At 68.5% G+C, this 17,718-nt stretch carries 14 protein-coding genes; 9 read left to right on the forward strand and 5 right to left on the reverse strand.

The window, feature by feature from the left end; translation table 11 throughout:
• Positions 1-26 precede the first annotated feature (26 nt).
• Positions 27-1,307 (forward strand): MFS transporter, encoded by a 1,281-nt coding sequence (locus EST54_RS06290; RefSeq protein ID WP_129245855.1) that lies wholly within the window; start codon positions 27-29, stop codon positions 1,305-1,307.
• Between the two features lie 89 nt (positions 1,308-1,396).
• Positions 1,397-1,987 (forward strand): LppU/SCO3897 family protein, encoded by a 591-nt coding sequence (locus tag EST54_RS34825; protein ID WP_174857398.1) that lies wholly within the window; start codon positions 1,397-1,399, stop codon positions 1,985-1,987.
• Positions 1,988-2,095: 108 nt separating this feature from the next.
• Here the strand turns inward: EST54_RS34825 and EST54_RS06300 are convergent, their stop codons facing one another.
• Entirely contained in the window at positions 2,096-3,571 is a 1,476-nt protein-coding gene (locus EST54_RS06300) for a CCA tRNA nucleotidyltransferase (RefSeq protein ID WP_129245857.1), read from the reverse strand.
• 249 nt (positions 3,572-3,820) lie between these two features.
• Here EST54_RS06300 and EST54_RS06305 point away from each other — a divergent pair, with 249 nt between their 5' ends.
• The 7 genes from EST54_RS06305 (at position 3,821) to trxA (ending at position 13,458) form a co-directional block, all read left to right on the forward strand.
• A complete protein-coding gene (locus tag EST54_RS06305; RefSeq protein WP_129245859.1) occupies positions 3,821-6,124 on the forward strand; it encodes a DUF6049 family protein in 2,304 nt (767 codons plus the stop codon).
• A gap of 46 nt (positions 6,125-6,170) precedes the next feature.
• On the forward strand, positions 6,171-8,363 hold the full coding sequence (gene murJ, locus EST54_RS06310; protein ID WP_129245861.1) for a murein biosynthesis integral membrane protein MurJ: 2,193 nt from the start codon (positions 6,171-6,173) through the stop codon (positions 8,361-8,363).
• Positions 8,364-8,470: 107 nt separating this feature from the next.
• A complete protein-coding gene (locus EST54_RS06315) occupies positions 8,471-10,183 on the forward strand; it encodes a protein kinase family protein (RefSeq protein WP_129245863.1) in 1,713 nt (570 codons plus the stop codon).
• Positions 10,184-10,373: 190 nt separating this feature from the next.
• A complete protein-coding gene (gene sigM, locus EST54_RS06320; protein WP_129245865.1) occupies positions 10,374-11,057 on the forward strand; it encodes an RNA polymerase sigma factor SigM in 684 nt (227 codons plus the stop codon).
• A complete protein-coding gene (locus EST54_RS06325) occupies positions 11,054-11,995 on the forward strand; it encodes an anti-sigma factor family protein (protein ID WP_129245867.1) in 942 nt (313 codons plus the stop codon). The genes sigM and EST54_RS06325 overlap by 4 nt, the downstream gene beginning before the upstream one ends.
• 115 nt (positions 11,996-12,110) lie before the next feature.
• Positions 12,111-13,085, forward strand: coding sequence for a thioredoxin-disulfide reductase (gene trxB / locus EST54_RS06330; RefSeq protein WP_129245870.1), 975 nt, complete (start codon positions 12,111-12,113; stop codon positions 13,083-13,085).
• 46 nt (positions 13,086-13,131) lie between these two features.
• Positions 13,132-13,458, forward strand: a complete 327-nt coding sequence (gene trxA / locus EST54_RS06335; protein ID WP_006604416.1) for a thioredoxin — start codon at positions 13,132-13,134, stop codon at positions 13,456-13,458.
• An 81-nt stretch (positions 13,459-13,539) separates the two neighbouring features.
• On the opposite strand, the gene EST54_RS06340 is transcribed toward trxA, so the two are convergent.
• From EST54_RS06340 to rsmG, 4 genes are all read right to left on the reverse strand, one after another.
• The gene (locus tag EST54_RS06340) at positions 13,540-14,157 is read right to left on the reverse strand and encodes a GNAT family N-acetyltransferase (protein ID WP_093484169.1); all 618 of its coding nucleotides are present in this window, start codon (positions 14,155-14,157) and stop codon (positions 13,540-13,542) included.
• Between the two features lie 306 nt (positions 14,158-14,463).
• The gene (locus tag EST54_RS06345) at positions 14,464-15,561 is read right to left on the reverse strand and encodes a ParB/RepB/Spo0J family partition protein (protein ID WP_129245872.1); all 1,098 of its coding nucleotides are present in this window, start codon (positions 15,559-15,561) and stop codon (positions 14,464-14,466) included.
• Positions 15,558-16,628 (reverse strand): AAA family ATPase, encoded by a 1,071-nt coding sequence (locus EST54_RS06350; RefSeq protein ID WP_093484167.1) that lies wholly within the window; start codon positions 16,626-16,628, stop codon positions 15,558-15,560. Before EST54_RS06350 ends, EST54_RS06345 begins: the two co-directional genes overlap by 4 nt.
• Positions 16,629-16,928: 300 nt before the next feature.
• The gene (rsmG, locus tag EST54_RS06355) at positions 16,929-17,654 is read right to left on the reverse strand and encodes a 16S rRNA (guanine(527)-N(7))-methyltransferase RsmG (RefSeq protein ID WP_129245874.1); all 726 of its coding nucleotides are present in this window, start codon (positions 17,652-17,654) and stop codon (positions 16,929-16,931) included.
• Positions 17,655-17,718 lie beyond the last annotated feature (64 nt).

Consider the following 17,718-nt stretch of genomic DNA (forward strand, 5'->3'; position numbering starts at 1 on the left):
CTGCGGGCTGTGTGAGGCTGTGCCTCATGCATGCGGTGCGCGCCCTGTCCGTATTACTCCGGCTCCGCGACTTCCGTTCGCTCCTTGCCGCACGGCTTCTGTCCCAAGCGGCTGACGGGGTGTTCCAGGTCGCACTCGCGACGTTCGTCGTCTTCTCACCCGAGAAGCAGGCCTCGCCCGAAGCCATCGCCTCCGCCATGGCGATCCTGCTGCTGCCGTACTCACTCCTCGGGCCGTTCACCGGGGTGCTGCTCGACCGCTGGCGGCGCCGACAGGTCCTGCTGTACGGCAATCTGCTGCGGACCCTGCTGGCCATGGTGACCGCGGCGCTGATCGTGTCGGATGTCCCTGACGGGCTCTTCTACGTCTCGGCCCTGGCCGTGACCGCCGTGAACCGCTTCGTCCTGGCCGGGCTCTCGGCCGCGCTCCCCAGAGTGGTCGACGGGGGACAACAGCTGGTCATGGCCAACTCCCTTGCCCCCACTGCCGGAACGCTCGCCGCGACGGCCGGCGGCGGGCTCGCCTTCGCCATCCGGCTGGCCGGCTCGGATGTGGACGCGTTCGTCGTGTTGCTCGCCGCGGCCCTCTACTTCTGCTCGGCCCTCACCTCGCTGCGCATGACGCCGCAGCTGCTCGGTCCCGACCCCGCACGCCTCCAACCGCATCTGCGGGAAGCCCTGTTGAGCACGGTGCGCGGACTGGCGGAGGGTCTGCGCCATCTCGCCGAGCGGCGCACCGCGGCGCGCGCGCTGATCGCGATGACCTTGATCCGGTTCTGCTACGGAGCCCTGACGGTCATGGTGCTGATGCTGTGCCGGTACTCCTGGTCCGACACCGAATCCGAGGGCCTGGCACTGCTCGGGATCACCGTCGCGGTGTCCGGTGGAGGTTTCTTCACCGCCGCCGTCGTCACGCCCTGGGCCGTCACACGGCTGACCGCGTTCGGCTGGATCGTCTGCTGTGCCGCGATGGACGCAGTGCTGGTGCCGTCCCTCGGGTTGTTCTTCACGCCGGGGCCGATGCTGGCTGCCGCGTTCGTGCTCGGCCTCACCACGCAAGGGACCAAGATCTCCACGGACACCATCGTCCAGTCTTCCGTCGACGACGCCTTCCGCGGCCGGATCTTCGCCATTTACGACGTCCTTTTCAACGTCGCCTACGTCGGCGCTGCCGCGGTCGCGGCCCTCATGCTGCCTCCGGACGGACGGTCCACCGCGCTGCTGGGCGTGGTGACCGTGCTGTACGCGCTGGTGGCCGCGGCCGGGGTCCGCTTCGGTCGCGGAGCGAGGCCCTCCCCCGTGCGGTGAGTACCCCGGCTTCTGCGGCAGGGCACCCGGACCGGATACCTTACGGGCGTCCTACACAAGCCTGTACACATCAAAACCGGGGGAATCCCATGACCACGCCGCCTCAGGGCGCGAATCCGTACGGCCAGGCGCCGTACGGACAACAGCCATACGGACAGCCGCCCTACGGGCAGAACCCCTATCCGCAGGCACCACAAGCGCCGCAGGCTCCTTATGGCCAGCCCCAGGGCGGCTACGCCCACCCCGCGCAGCCGCAGGCTCCGTACGGACAGCAGCCACCGCCGGGTTACCCCATGGCTCCGCAGCAGCCGTACATGCAGGGCGGACCTCCCGTGCCGCCGCCGCGGCCTGCCAAGAGCCGTTCCCCCAAGGCCATCTTGAAGGGCATCGGGCTCGTCATCGGGCTGATCGTCATCGCCGTCGGCTGGATCAGCAGCATGGACGACGCAGAATCCGCCGAGGTCGGCGACTGCGTGCACAAGTCCAGCAGCTCGCTCGATGACGGCCTCGAAGTGGTGGACTGCGGGACCTCGAAGGCCCAGTACAAGGTGACCGCCGTGCACAACGGCACCTCGGACACGTCCGTGTGCCCCGCGGGTCAGCCGGCCTACGTCAAGGAAACGCACCGCCGCAGGCGCGCCGACACCGCCATGGTGCTCTGCCTGACTGCCGCGAAGTAGCCGGCCTGAAGGCATCGGATAGGCGAGGAGCGGTGTTTCACGTGAAACACCGCTCCTCGTTTCACGTGAAACGTGCCGGCTGATCGACCGCACGTTTCACGTGAAACATCAGCTCTGCGTAGCCCACCACTCCTTCAGTGCGGCGATGGCCGCCTCACGGTCCATGGGGCCGTGCTCCAGCCGAAGCTCCAGCATCTGCTTGTAGGCCTTGCCGACCTCGGGGCCCGGGCGAAGACCCAGAATCTGCATGATGTCGTTACCGTCCAGATCCGGGCGGATCGCTTCCAGCTCTTCCTGTTCCTGCAGCAGCGCGATGCGCTCCTCAAGCCCGTCATAGGCACGGGACAGGGCACCGGCCTTGCGCTTGTTGCGGGTGGTGCAGTCCGAGCGGGTGAGCTTGTGCAGCCGCTCCAGCTGCGGGCCGGCGTCCCGCACATACCTGCGGACCGCGGAGTCCGTCCACTCGCCCGTCCCATAGCCGTGGAAGCGCAGATGCAGCTCCACGAGCCGCGAGACGTCCTTGATCATGTCGTTGGAGTACTTCAGGGCGGTCATCCGCTTCTTGGTCATCTTCGCGCCCACCACCTCGTGGTGGTGGAAGGAGACCCGACCGTCCTTCTCGAAGCGTCGCGTCCTGGGCTTGCCGATGTCATGCAGCAGGGCCGCCAGCCGCAGCACCAGATCGGGACCGTCCTCCTCGAGGTCGATCGCCTGCTCCAGGACCGTCAGCGAATGCTCGTAGACGTCCTTGTGACGGTGATGCTCGTCACTCTCCAGCCGCAGTGCGGGCAGCTCGGGCAGGATCTGGTCGGCCAGGCCCGAATCGACCAGCAGCCGCAGCCCCTCGCGCGGGTGCGGCGCCAGGATCAGCTTGTTCAGCTCGTCCCGCACACGCTCCGCGGAGACGATCTCGATGCGAGCCGACATCGCCTTCATCGCGGCGACGACCTCGGGCGCGACCTCGAAGTCCAGCTGCGCGGCGAAACGGGCCGCGCGCAGCATCCGCAGCGGATCATCGGAGAACGACTCCTGCGGCGTCCCCGGCGTCCGCAGTACGCGCGCCGCCAGGTCCTCCAGACCGTCGTGCGGGTCGACGAACTCCTTCTGCGGCAGCAGCACCGCCATGGCGTTCACCGTGAAATCCCGGCGCACCAGGTCCTGCTCGATGGTGTCCCCGTACGACACTTCCGGCTTGCGGGAGGTGCGGTCGTATGCCTCGGAGCGGTAGGTCGTGACCTCGATGTCGAACGAGTCCTTTTTGCAGCCGACCGTCCCGAAGGCGATACCGACCTCCCAGACCGCATCGGCCCAGGGGCGGACGATCTTGAGGACGTCCTCGGGGCGGGCATCGGTGGTGAAGTCCAGGTCATTGCCGAGCCGCCCCAGCAGCGCATCCCGGACCGACCCGCCGACCAGGGCAAGTGTGAACCCGGCCTCCTGAAATCGACGGGCCAGGTCATCCGCAACCGGGGACACCCGCAGCAGCTCGCTCACGGCACGACGCTGCACATGGTTCAGCGCGTTCGTCGACTGCGGGGTCCGCTCGGAGAGCGGGGCGGGGAGGTCATTGTTGGCGTTCGGCACAACAAAACAGGGTACGTGGCCGCGCAGCCCCAGGCGTCACGTAATAAAGGGGACAGGCTGGGCACACTGCCCGCTGCGTCGCCATCATGTGGAGCAGTCCCTGGCACTCCGGCGCGGCGGGCCTCGTTACCATTCGTGGACGCACATTCCGACGACCACAGACGACGACGAGGGACGGGCGAGCGCGTGGCCGAGGCGGCAGGGTTCCAGGCGACTGAACGGCCGCGTGGTCGATGGCTGCGAAGGACCGTGACACTGCTCACTGGAGTGCTCCTTCTCGTGGGGCTGCTCCAGGTCCCGCACGCTCCCTCCGCCCAGGCGGCTCCCACCGGCTCCCGGACCGTCGACGTGACGATCGACTCGATGTCCCCGTCCGCCCCGTCCAAGGGCGATACGGTCACCGTCTCCGGCACGCTGATCAACGACGGCCGCAGCACGATCACGGACGCCAAGGTCGCCATGCACCGCGGCGCCGCAATCGGCGGCCGCAGCTCCATCGAGAGCCTGTCCCGTCGCACCGGCTATCTGCCGGGCGCGGACGGCGAAGCGGTCGACGGGCACACGGAGAAGATCGGCAAGCTGGAGCCCGGCGTCAGCCAGCCCTTCAGCCTCAGCGTGCCGGTCAAGGATCTCGATCTCGGCAAGGACGGGGTGTACCAGCTCGGTATCTCTCTGTCAGGGCGCTCCGCGTCCGCGCCGGCCGGGCAGGTCCTCGGCTTCGACCGGACGTTCCTCCCCTGGCAGGAGTCCGACGCCGAGAAGAAGACGCAGCTCACGTACATGTGGCCACTGATCTCCTCCACGCACCTCACGGCGGAGACCAACCCCGACGCCCAGCAGACCCCGGTCTTCCGTGACGACGATCTCGCGGCCGAGCTCGCGCCCGGTGGCCGGCTGCAGCAGATGGTCGCGCTGGGCAAGAACCTCCCGGTGACCTTCGTCATCGATCCCGACCTGCTCGCGACGGTCGACGCGATGACCAAGTCGTACCGGGTGAACGGCCCGGACGGCCGCATGGGCAAGAACCAGGCGGTCGCCAAGCAGTGGCTCCACGAACTCGAGGAAGCGGTCAAGACCCACGAGGTGGTCGCGCTGCCCTTCGCCGACCCTGACCTGGCCTCGCTGGCCCACCACGGAAAGAGCGTGCCCAGCGCACTCAGCCACCTCGGTCCGGCCACCGACCTTGCCGACAAGACCGTGGACACGATCCTCGGCGTCAAACCGCGCACGGACTTCGCCTGGCCCGTCGACGGCGCGATCGACTCCTCCATCGTCGATGTCGCGACCTCGGCCGGTGCGCACAACGTGATCACCCGCAGTGACAGCCTCCGCGAGGCCGGCGGGCTGCCCTACACCCCGACGGCCGCCCGGCCCATCGGCGGCGGCAACACCGCCGTCGTCGCGGATGCGCAGCTCTCACGGGCCTTCGAAGGCGATATGTCGAAGGCGGGAAACTCCGCCCACGCGGTCCAGGAGTTCCTCGCCCAGACAGAGATGATCAACCTTGAGGACCCCGGCCGGCAGCGCAGCATCGTCGTCGCACCGCAGCGCATGCCGTCGGTCAGCCAGGCCCAGGCGATGGCCACCGCGCTGCGGGAGCTCAAGCAGTCCGACCGCTGGACCCAGCCGCTGAACCTCAGCGGCGCGGCCAAGGCCAAGCCCGACCGCGCGGCCACCCGGCACGTCCCGAGCGGCAGCGCCTACCCGTCGTCGCTGCGGCGGCAGGAGCTCCCCACGGGGGCCTTCCGGCAGATCCAGGGCACCCAGGCCGCACTGGACGACTACCAGGTGATCCTGGCCCAGCCGGAGCGCGTGGTGACCCCGTTCGGCAACGCCATAATGCGCGAGATGTCGACGCAGTGGCGACGGGATCCCACCGACGCCAAGGCGTTCCGTCACTCCGTCCGCAGCTACCTCGACGGCCTGACCAAGAAGGTGCACCTGATCCAGAAGTCGGAGGCGACGCTCTCCGGGCGCAGCGCCACGATTCCGGTGACGGTCCAGAACAACCTGTTCCAGGGCGTCAAGGACATGACGCTGAGGCTGACCTCTTCGCAGCCGAACCGACTGGACGCGGGGAAGCCGCAGACGATCACGGTGGAAGGCGGGCACAGCCAGTCGTTCAAGTTCGACACCACAGCGAATGCGAACGGCCGGGCGTGGGTGACCGCCCAGCTCTACACCTCGGACGGAAAGCCCTACGGTAAGCCCATGATGTTCCAGGTGAACGTCACGGAGATCACCGCGACGGTGATGCTCGTCATCGCGGGCGGCGTGCTGCTGCTCGTCCTCGCCGGCGTCCGGATCTACCTCCAGCGCAAGCGGGCAGCCGGCCGGCGTGCCGAGGACGGAACCGACGGAGAGGGAACCGACGGGGACGGATCCGACGGAGACGGGACCGACGGCGATACGGGCACGGACGGCGATACGGGCACGGACGGCGACAACGGCGGCACGGACGGCGACGAACCCGAGCAGCCGAGTGACCCCACGCCGGACACCGGTTCGGAAAGCTCCGACCCGTCCGGCTCAGGTGAGAAAGTGGACCGTTGATAGATGGCGGGGCCGGACGGCCGGCTACGGATGAGGTGGGGCAGCGATGAATTCGCCGTACGACGGTGACCGGGGCCGGGGCGCCAGTGGCGACCCCAACGGGCCGGTCCCTCCGACGCCCCCGTTGCCCGCGGACCAGGACCCCTACGTCCAGGACGCCTACCGCAACGATCCGCACCGCGCACAGGACCCGACGGCACAGGACCCGGTGACCGAGGCGCTCTACGACCGCGCCGCGCACCCGCCGCCCCAGGGGCAGGCGCCGGGGCAGCCCACACAGCCGCTCTACCAGCAGCCTGCCGCCGGCCGGCACGCCCCCGATCCGCAGCTGTGGGCCTCACCTCCGCCGCCCGAGCCCCAGGGGCCCAGCCGCAATCTCCCGTATGGCGACGCCGCGGCGACCACCCAGTTCCTGGGCGTCGACGACCTGATCACCCAGGCCGCCCAGGAACGTCCGGAGCCGGATGCCTTTGCGCATCTCTACCGGGACCAGCAGCACTACGAGCCCCAACACCCGCCCGCAGCACCCGGCCCCGAGGCCGTACCGCAGCAGTCCGCGCCGGAGCCGGAGCCCGCCCCCGTGGCGGCGGCCGGCAAGCCGTCCGGTGGCCGGGCCTCCGGCCTGTTCAAGTCCAGCGCGGTGATGGCCGCCGGCACGATGGTGTCCCGTCTGACGGGCTTCGTCCGCTCGGCGCTGATCGTCGCGGCGCTCGGTGGTGCGGTGCTGGGTGACTCCTGGCAGGTCGCCTACCAACTTCCGACGATGATCTTCATCCTGACCATCGGCGGCGGACTGAACTCCGTCTTCGTCCCGCAGCTGGTGCGCGCGATGAAGGAGGACGACGACGGCGGCGAGGCCTATGCCAACCGGCTGCTGACCCTGGTCATCGTGGTCCTCGGCGTGCTGACGGTCCTGGCGGTCGTGGCCGCGCCGCTCCTGGTGAAACTGGTCTCCTTCGACATCTCCCGCGACCCGGCAGCCAACGAGGTCGCGGTCGCGTTCACCCGATACTGCGTGCCCACGATCTTCTTCATGGGCCTGCATGTGGTGATGGGCCAGATCCTCAACGCCCGTGGCCGCTTCGGCGCGATGATGTGGACCCCGGTCCTCAACAACATCGTCATGATCGCCACCTTCGGCCTGTTCATCTGGGTCTACGGCACCGCGAAGACCTCGCACATCGGCGTCACCACCATCCCCGACGAGGGCATCCGGCTCCTGGGCATCGGCACCCTCCTCGGGCTCGTCGTCCAGGCGCTGGCCATGATCCCGTACCTGCGCGACGCCGACTTCAAGCTCCGGCTGCGCTTCGACTGGCGGGGCCACGGCCTGGGCAAGGCCGCCAAGCTCGCCAAGTGGACGGTGCTGTTCGTGCTCGCCAACCAGGCGGGCGTCCTCGTCGTCACCCAGCTCTCCACCTGGGCCGGTAACACCGCCGACCAGCAGGGACACCCGGGCACCGGCTTCATCTCGTACGCCAGCGCCCAGCTGATCTGGAACATGCCGCAGGCGATCATCACCGTCTCCGTGATGGCGGCGCTGCTGCCACGGCTGGCACGGTCCGCGCACGACGGTGACGCCGGAGCCGTCCGCGACGACATGTCGCAGGGCCTGCGCACCTCCGCCGTCGCCATCGTCCCGATCTCGTTCGGCTTCCTCTCCCTCGGTATCCCGCTGTGCACGCTGGTCTACGGCTCGTCCGGCGCCGGGGTCCCGATGGGCTACATGCTGATGGCCTTCGGCGTGGGTCTGATCCCCTTCTCGGTGCAGTACGTCGTCCTGCGCGCCTTCTACGCGTACGAGGACACCCGCACCCCCTTCTACAACACGGTGATCGTCGCCGCCGTGAACGCCGCGGCCTCCGCCCTGTGCTTCCTGGTCCTGCCCGCCCGCTGGGCTGTGGTCGGCATGGCTGCCTCCTACGGCCTGGCGTACATCATCGGCGTCGGCGTGGCCTGGCAGCGTCTGAGCAAGCGGATGGACGGCGATCTCGACACCGCGCACGTCGTCCGGACCTACGCGCGGCTGGCCGGCGCGAGCATCCCGGCCACGATCATCTCCGGGGCCGCGGTCTACGGCATCATGCAGTCGCTCGGCAGCGGGGTCCTCGGGTCGCTGGCCGCTCTGGTCGTCGGCGCTGCCGCACTTCTGGCCGTGTTCTACGTCGCCGCACGCAAAATGCGCATCGAGGAACTGAACGCCCTGGTCGGCATGGTCCGGTCGAAGCTGGGGCGCTGAAAGAGCACAACCATCGACTGCCACCGTGTGTCGTGCATAGTGGCGGACTGTGGGCACAATTGTCTTGGCTCATTGAGCCTGCAACGGATGGGGAGGCAGGAACGACGGTGGCGGAACGGAGCACGGCTGCCGTCGACGTGGCTGACACGAGCGGTGAAGAACCGCTGACCGCCAAGGCGGGTAAGGCCACGGACGACGGTGCTAAGGCCGAGAAGGTATCCGGCAGGGAAAACGACGCCGCAGGCACCGACGAGGAGCGTGCCGAGGCGATCGAAGCCCAGCCACCGGAACTGCACAGCGGCCACAAGCTTGCCAGACGTTATCGCCTCGAGGAGTGCGTCACCCGTCTGGACGGATTCAGCAGCTGGCGCGCGGTCGACGAAAAGCTGCGCCGCGCCGTCGGCGTACACATCCTGCCCGCCGAACACCCACGGGCCCGGCCGGTGCTGTCCGCCGCCCGTTCCTCGGCACTGCTCGGCGACCCACGGTTCGTCCAGGTCCTGGACGCCGTCGAGGAGAACGACCTCGTCTATGTCGTCCACGAGTGGCTGCCGGACGCCACCGAGCTCACCACGGTGCTCGCCAACGGCCCGCTGGAGCCGCACGACGCCTACCAGCTCGTCAGCCAGGTCTCCCAGGCCATGGCCGCCGCACACCGCGAGGGGCTGTCCCATCTGCGGATCACCCCCGGCTCGGTGCTGCGGACGGAGTCCGGGCAGTACCGCATCCGCGGCCTGGCCGTCATGGCAGCACTGCGCGGCATCACCTGCGAGCACCCACAGCGCACGGACACGGAAGCGATCGGCGCGCTGCTCTACGCCGCGCTGACCCAGCGCTGGCCGTACGAGAACGACGCCCACGGCCTCACCGGCCTGCCGAAGGGCGTCGGGCTCATCGCGCCCGACCAGGTGCGGGCCGGCGTGCACCGCGGGCTGTCCGAGCTCGCCATGCGCGCTCTGATCAACGATGGCGCCACGGCCTCCCGCCAGGAACAGCCCTGCACCACCCCCGAGGAACTGGCCAAGGCCGTCGCAACCATGCCGCGCATCCGGCCCCCGGAGACGGCATTCACCACGCCCCCGCCGTACCAGCGCACGGGGTACCAGCAGGGCAGTCACCGGCAGACGTCGGTCCACAACGGCCCGTCCGCCCGGCAGACGCAGCCGGTCGCCACGCCTCCGCCCCCGCTGCAGAGCCGCACCGGCCGGGCCCTGAAGTGGTCCGTCTCCGCCCTGCTCATCGCGGCGCTGGGGCTGGGCAGCTGGCAGCTGGCGGACACGCTGCTGAAGCGGGAGCACGATCAGGACGAGCCGCAGAACTCCCAGCCGCAGCAGGGCGCCAAGAAGAAGCCCGCGAAGCCCCTGCCGATCGCCGGTGCCACGGAGTTCTCCCCGCTCGGGGAGGCGTTCTCCGGGGACAAGGCCTCCGCCGCGGCGGACGGCGACCCGTCGACCGCGTGGATCACCAAGCGGTTCAAGGGGTGGCCGAACTTCGGGAACCTGCCGAACCGCAAGGACGGCAGCGGCGTCGTCATAGACCTTGGTAGCGCCAAGGACGTTTCCGGCGTGCAGGTCAGCATGTACCGCCCGGGCCAGACCGCAGAGATTCTGGCCGCCGCCCCCTCCGCATCGAATCCGACCTCTCTCAGTGACTTCTCCCAGCGGCTCGCGACGTCGTCGAAGGCCGGAGACAAGCTGACGGTGAAGCTGGACAAGCCGGTGAAGACCCAGTACGTCCTGATCCACATCACCGCGCTGCCCAGCGACGGGGAGTCCGGCTGGTTCCGAGGCGGAATTTCCGATGTGAAGGTCACCGGCTGAGTCGCCGCTGACCCGGCAAGCGATGCATTGACTGCGCAGAGACCTGGCGCCGAACCCACGCGGTTCGGCGCCAGGTTGCTATGTGGCCCCAGACAGGGTCGAAGTAGTGCCATAAGCTGTGCGGCGGGCCTTGCGACCGAGGAACGATCTTGGTGAGATCAAGTCAGTCCCAAAGGGAGGGGGTCTTTTCATGAGCTCGCTGGACGACTGCAGCGATCAAGACCTCCTCAGCCGCCACGTTGCCGGCGACCCCGATGCGTTCGGGGAAATCGTCCGGCGCCATCGCGACCGGCTCTGGGCGGTGGCGTTGCGCACCCTCGGGGACCGTGAAGATGCCGCCGACGCCGTACAGGACGCCCTGGTGTCCGCCTATCGCGCGGCCCATACGTTCCGCGGCCAGTCCGCCGTCACCACCTGGCTGCACCGCATTACGGTCAATGCGTGTCTGGACCGAGCCCGCAAGGCCGCCTCTCGGCGTACCTCGCCCGTCGCCGAGACCGAGCGGCTGGAGCAGCTTCTCGAACCTGAGGAATCCGCCGCGGTGCCGGCCGAGCGTGAGGACCTGCACCGCGAGTTGCTCGGTGCCCTGCGCACCCTCCCCGAGGAGCAGCGTGCCGCCCTGGTCCTCGTCGATATGCAGGGCTACCCCGTCGCGGAAGCCGCAGAGATTCTGGATATCCCCACCGGAACGGTGAAAAGCCGCTGTGCACGGGGCCGTGCTCGACTCCTTCCCTTGGTCACCCATCTGCGCGGCGACGACGGGGGTAGCAATGCCGCGAGCGGGGGAAGGAACCGGGCGCAGGGGACATCCGTCCCACCGACGGCAGGACCGAAGGACACAGGTGCCGTGAAGGGCGGAGGTGGGCGAGCGTGACATCGACTACCGGCACGGGGGAGCACCCCACTGAGCACCCGGAGGTCGCCGAGATCTCCGACCTCACGGACGGGCTGCTGTCCCCCACCCGCACCGCGGATCTGCGCCACCATCTCGCCACCTGCGCACTGTGTGCGGACGTCTACGCCTCCCTGGAGGAGATCCGGGCGCTGCTGGGCACACTCCCCGGCCCGGTGCGGATGCCGGCCGATGTCGCCGGTCGCATCGATGCCGCTCTCGCGGCCGAGGCGCTGCTGGATGCCACTGCTCCCGCCGGCAGGGTCACTGTTTCACGTGAAACAGTCGCCGCTCCGGTCACCGTTTCACGTGAAACCAAGGACGAGCCGCCCAGCCGCGCCACGCCGCCCACCCGGCCCGCCGGGCGCCCCCGGGGCTCCTCGGGTCCGGGTCGGCCATCGCTGGGGAGTCGCTCCTCCCGTGCTCGGCGCTGGCCCCGGATCCTGCTCGGGACCGCAGCGGCCGCGGCGGTCCTGAGCTTCGGTGGCTTCCTTCTCCAGAACGCCGCTCTCGACGGCACCCAGGCAAGCACCCCCCACCCCCATGCCACCACCGAGAAGAGCACCACTGCGGCAGGCGACCTGACCGCCGCCAACCTTGGCTCACATGTCCACGATCTGCTCGCGGCCAAGGGCTCGCACAAGACCCCGGACCTCGGCACTCGAAGCTCCCCCGACAGCCCCCTGCGCGGCAGTGCCGACACCGTTCCGTCGTGTGTACGCCAGGGAACCGGGCGTCCGGAAGCTCCGCTCGCGTCCAGCCACACCCGCTACCAGGGCAAGGACGCCTACCTCGTGGTGCTGCCGGACCCGGCCGACACGAAGCGTGTCTCTGCGTATGTCATCGCGTCCTCGTGCGTCTCCGCCACACCACCCGCTCCCGGAAAGGTCCTGCTGACGCACTCGTACCAGCGAGACTGAGTGACGAGACGTGCACTGTGACACTCCGGGAATGCTCGCCCCGTAGGATCCGTTGGGTGGGGTGAGAGATTCCGAGAGCCCCAGCAAGCAGTCGGCAGAGACAAGGAAGACACCCGTGAGCGACGTCCGCAACGTGATCATCATCGGCTCCGGGCCCGCGGGCTATACCGCAGCGCTCTACACCGCCCGCGCGTCCCTGAAGCCGCTCGTCTTCGAAGGTGCTGTCACCGCCGGAGGCGCGCTGATGAACACCACCGACGTGGAGAACTTCCCCGGCTTCCGCGACGGCATCATGGGGCCGGACCTGATGGACAACATGCGCGCCCAGGCCGAGCGCTTCGGCGCCGAGCTGGTGCCGGACGACGTCATCGCGGTCGACCTCTCCGACGAGATCAAGACCGTCACCGACTCCGCCGGAACCGTGCACCGCGCGAAGACCGTGATCGTCAGCACCGGCTCCCAGCACCGCAAGCTCGGTCTGCCCCGTGAGGACGAGCTGTCCGGCCGCGGCGTCTCCTGGTGCGCCACCTGCGACGGCTTCTTCTTCAAGGACCAGGACATCGCCGTGATCGGCGGCGGCGACACCGCGATGGAGGAGGCCACGTTCCTCTCCCGCTTCGCCAAGTCGGTCACGGTCGTCCACCGCCGTGACACCCTGCGCGCCAGCAAGGCGATGCAGGAGCGTGCCTTCGCCGACCCGAAGATCAAGTTTGTGTGGGACAGCGAGGTCGCCGAGATCCACGGCGAGAGCAAGCTGTCGGGCCTGACGCTGCGCAACCTCAAGACCGACGAGACCGCCGAGCTTCCCGTCACCGGACTGTTCATCGCGATCGGCCATGACCCGCGGACCGAACTGTTCAAGGGGCAGCTGAAGCTCGACGACGACGGCTACCTCAAGGTCGATGCGCCCAGCACGCGTACCAACCTGACCGGTGTCTTCGCCGCCGGCGATGTCGTTGACCACACCTACCGCCAGGCGATCACCGCGGCCGGCACCGGCTGCTCCGCCGCCCTCGACGCCGAGCGGTTCCTCGCTGCGCTGTCGGACGGCGAGGCGACGGCCGAGCCGGACAAGACCGCCACCGTCTGATCCTCGCACCCAGCTTTCCCACCACCCACCCAGTAAGGAGATTGCCATGGCCGGCGCCACGGTGACCGTCACGGACGACAACTTCGAAGAGGTCGTCCTCAAGAGCGACAAGCCCGTTCTCGTGGACTTCTGGGCCACCTGGTGCGGTCCGTGCCGCCAGGTCGCCCCGTCCCTGGAGGCCATTGCCGCCGAGCATGACGAGATCGTCATCGCCAAGCTGAACACCGACGAGAACCCGGCGACCACCGCCAAGTACGGCGTCATGTCGATCCCGACGATGAACGTCTACCAGGGCGGCGAGGTCGTGAAGACCATCGTCGGCGCCAAGCCGAAGGCCGCGATCGTGCGCGACCTGGAGGACTACCTCGCCTGACGCACGCCGTCACGTTTCACGGGAAACGGGCTCACCCCACGAGGGGGTGGGCCCGTTCTCTGTTTCACGGGAAACAGCGCCTCACAGCGGCCGCAGCGCGGGCTCCTTCTGCACAGCTCCCAGCAAACGGTCGAGCGCCAGCTCGACGTCTTCCTTCCAGGAGATGGTGCTCCGCAGCTCAAGGCGAAGCCGGGGAAAGCGGGGGTGAGGGCGTACGGTCTTGAAGCCCACCGCAAGGAGATGATCAGCGGGCAGCACACATGCCGGCTCGCTCCAGCGGGCATCGCCAAAGGCCTCGATGGCTTTGAAGCCGCGCTGGATGAGGTCCTTGGCGACCGTCTGCACCATCACCCGTCCCAGCCCCTGACCTTGGTAGCCGGGAATGAGCCAGGCCGTCAGCAGCTGCACCGCGTCCGGCGATACCGGGCTCGTGGGGAAGGCCGTGGAGCGCGGCACATAAGCCGGTGGGGCGTACATCACGAAGCCCACGGGCACCTCGTCGACATAGACCACCCGCCCGCAGGACCCCCACTCCAGCAGTACTGCCGAGATCCAGGCTTCCTTCTCCAGCTCGGGGCGACCCGCCTTTACCGCGGCCTCGCCGCTGACGGGGTCGAGCTCCCAGAAGACACAGGAGCGGCAGCGCTTGGGGAGATCCGGAAGGTTGTCCAGCGTGAGCGGTACGAACCGACGGCCCATGAACCCAGGTCCTCACTTCCCTCGCCTGCCGCACCGCGCAGCACCGTCAGTGCCGCCTGCTCTCTGAGCAGTCCTCCAACGAATCCTCCGACGGCTGCGAGGCTGAACCCCGCGGCCAACAGTCCGGTGCGGCTCACCGATCGCATGGCCCTCTCCTCGGTATGAGGTGTCTCCACATGGATGCGTGCCATACCCGAACGCATCGTAACCAGCCTTTACGGGCACCGGTACCGCAAGAGAGCAAAGGGCGGGCCGTGTTCCGGTATCGACTCCGGAACACGGCCCGCCCAGGACCGAGGGGTCAGCTCACTCGTCCTCGTGGCTCTCCTCGGCCAGTGTCTGGCCCAGGACGCGCCCCTCACCAGGGGCGAGGGTGCCAAGGATGCGCTCCAGATCATCCATCGAGGCGAACTCGACGACGATCTTTCCCTTCTTCTGCCCCAGATCGACCTTCACCCGGGTCTCGAAGCGGTCGGACAGCCGGGAGGCGAGACCCGTGAGCGCGGGGGACACCCGAGTACCCGCACGGGGCCCCTTGGCTTTGCTCGCACTCTGGGGTGTCGTCCCCATCAGTGTCACGATCTCTTCGACCGAACGGACCGAGAGCCCCTCCGCAACAATGCGGCGGGCAAGGTGGTCCTGCTCGTCCGAGTCCTCCACGGACAGCAGCGCGCGGGCGTGTCCCGCGGAAAGCACACCGGCGGCAAGCCGCTTCTGTACGGACGGCGAGAGCTTCAGCAGCCGCAGCGTGTTGGAGACCTGCGGACGCGAACGCCCGATCCGGTCGGCCAGCTCGTCATGGGTGCACTTGAAGTCCTTGAGCAACTGGTCGTACGCAGCTGCCTCTTCCAACGGATTGAGCTGTGCCCGGTGGAGGTTCTCCAGCAGCGCGTCGAGCAGCAGCTTCTCGTCGTCGGTGGCCCGCACGATCGCGGGGATCTTCTCCAGGCCGGCCTCACGGCAGGCCCGCCAGCGGCGCTCGCCCATGATGAGCTCGTACCGCCCCGGTCCCGTCTGGCGGACCACCACCGGCTGGAGCAGACCCACCTCCTTGATGGAGGTCACCAGCTCGGCAAGGGCATCCTCGTCGAAGACCTCGCGCGGCTGGCGGGGGTTCGGCTTGATCGCATCCAGGGGAACCTCGGCGAAGTGCGCGCCGGATACTTCCGAGACGCCCGTCTCCGATGTCTCCCTCCCGGCCGGTGCTTCCGTTTCACGTGAAACACCGTGCGCCGGCAGCGAGGTCACCTTGGCGGCCGCTACTCCTCGCTCCGGGGTCAAGACCGGTACGGCGGACGGTGACGTCGCACCCTGTCCTGCGGTTCCGACATGGTCCGTGCTCTGCGGTGCTGCGGGGATCAGCGCACCGAGCCCACGGCCCAGGCCTCTACGTCGTTCGCTCACTGCGTCCCCTCCGAGATGCTGTGCTGTGCTTCATAGTTCACGCTGAGGCCCTGGCCCCCGGTCTGCGGGACCCCACGCAATGCGATCTCCCGGGCCGCTTCGAGGTAGGAAAGCGAGCCGCTGGATCCCGGGTCATAGGTGAGCACCGTCTGCCCGTAGCTGGGTGCCTCGGAGATGCGCACCGACCGGGGGATGCTCGTACGGAGCACCTCGTGGCCGAAGTGGCTGCGCACCTCATCGGCGACCTGAGAGGCCAGCCGGGTGCGCCCGTCGTACATGGTGAGCAGGATCGTCGAGACATGGAGCGCGGGATTCAGATGTCCCCGCACCAGGTCGACATTCCGCAACAGCTGGCCCAGCCCCTCAAGGGCGTAGTACTCGCACTGAATCGGGATCAGCACCTCGGCGCCGGCAACCAGAGCGTTGACCGTCAGCAGACCGAGAGAGGGCGGGCAGTCGATGAAGATGTAGTCCAGCGGCTGTTCATACGCCTTGATGGCCCGGTCCAGCCGGCTTTCGCGTGCCACCAGCGAGACCAGTTCGATCTCCGCGCCGGCCAGATCGATCGTGGCGGGCGCACAGAACAGGCCCTCCACATCCACGACCGGCTGCACCACATCGGAGAGCGGCTTGCTCTCCACCAGAACGTCATAGATGGACGGCACTTCGGAGTGATGGTCGATCCCCAGCGCCGTCGAGGCGTTGCCCTGGGGGTCAAGGTCGATCACCAGCACGCGTGCGCCGTGCAGAGCCAAGGAGGCCGCCAGGTTCACCGTGGTCGTGGTCTTCCCGACCCCGCCCTTCTGGTTGGCAACCACCATGACCCGAGTCTGTTCAGGCCGGGGCAGCCCCTCACCCGCGCGGCCAAGTGCCTCCACCGCCAGCTGAGCTGCACGACCGATCGGGGTGTCGTCCATCGGGGGCGGCGTTTCACGTGAAACGTCGTCCCCGAACGACTCACTACGGGGACCGGGGACCGGATCGGTCATCGGTCCCGCGATGTTGGCGTCGGACCGCAAGGATTCACTCTCCTCGACAGAGGGCTCGCAATGTTCAGAGCCTGCCATGCTTTCGGTGTCGTGAACCAGTGAGGTCCGTTCTCCTGTGGACGAACCCACTCCTGTGGATACTTCCGTGACCCTTGTGGGCCTGCGGTCGCGCGGCGCGGCGGCCGCACGACCACGGCCGATGATCCCTTGCAGCAGAGAACGACGTTTCACGTGAAACACGATGCCAGCGTCACGTCTGAATGAGCCGCGACACTCCGTCTTGTGTCGTTTTGGTGGCATTTACGGAATTTGCCGATCCCCATTCACGGACCGGCAGACTCCGCGCCTCAATCAGTGCTGATCTGTATCACTCGGGCATCAACGTCGGCGACCCCTCGACACCCGGCTCGCACGGGCCGCCTTCGCCCGCTTCGCCGCGAAGCGCACTCCGCCCGGGCTCTCACCTACCTCGACCCGCACGACGGTCGAGGGCGGATCCACGATGCCCTCGCCGACATGCACCACCGAGGTCTCCACCACGCCGAGCTTGCTCAGCGCCGCCCGGGCACCCTTGAGCTCCTCCTCCGCGGCATCGCCCTTGAGCGCCAGCATCTCTCCGTACGGACGCAGCAGCGGAACGCCCCAGCCGGCCAGCCGGTCGAGCGGAGCCACCGCGCGCGCCGTCACCACATGCACCTGAGGAAGCTTGCCCATGACCTCTTCGGCCCGGCCACGCACGACCGTGACATGGTCCAGCCCCAGCAGCTCGACGACCTCCTGAAGGAAGTTCGTACGTCGCAGCAGCGGCTCCAGGAGCGTGATCTTCAGATCCGGGCGCACCAGAGCGAGCGGGATGCCGGGCAGCCCCGCCCCCGAGCCCACGTCACAGACCGAGACGCCCTCGGGCACCACCTCGGAGAGCACCGCGCAGTTCAACAGATGCCGTTCCCACAGGCGCGGCACCTCGCGCGGGCCGATGAGCCCTCGCGTCACGCCGGCGTCGGCGAGCAGTTCGCCGTACCGCACGGCCTCCGCAAAGCGCTCGCCGAATACCTCCTCCGCCGCTTTCGGCGGAGGAGGGAGCTCCGCTGCTGCCTCCGTCACGGGAACCGCCCTTCCTTTGGACTGCTTTTCCTGCCGGGAACCCGGGTCAACCACCCGGGATAAC

It is taken from the genome of Streptomyces sioyaensis (assembly GCF_004122735.1).
GTDB classification, from domain to species: domain Bacteria; phylum Actinomycetota; class Actinomycetes; order Streptomycetales; family Streptomycetaceae; genus Streptomyces; species Streptomyces sioyaensis.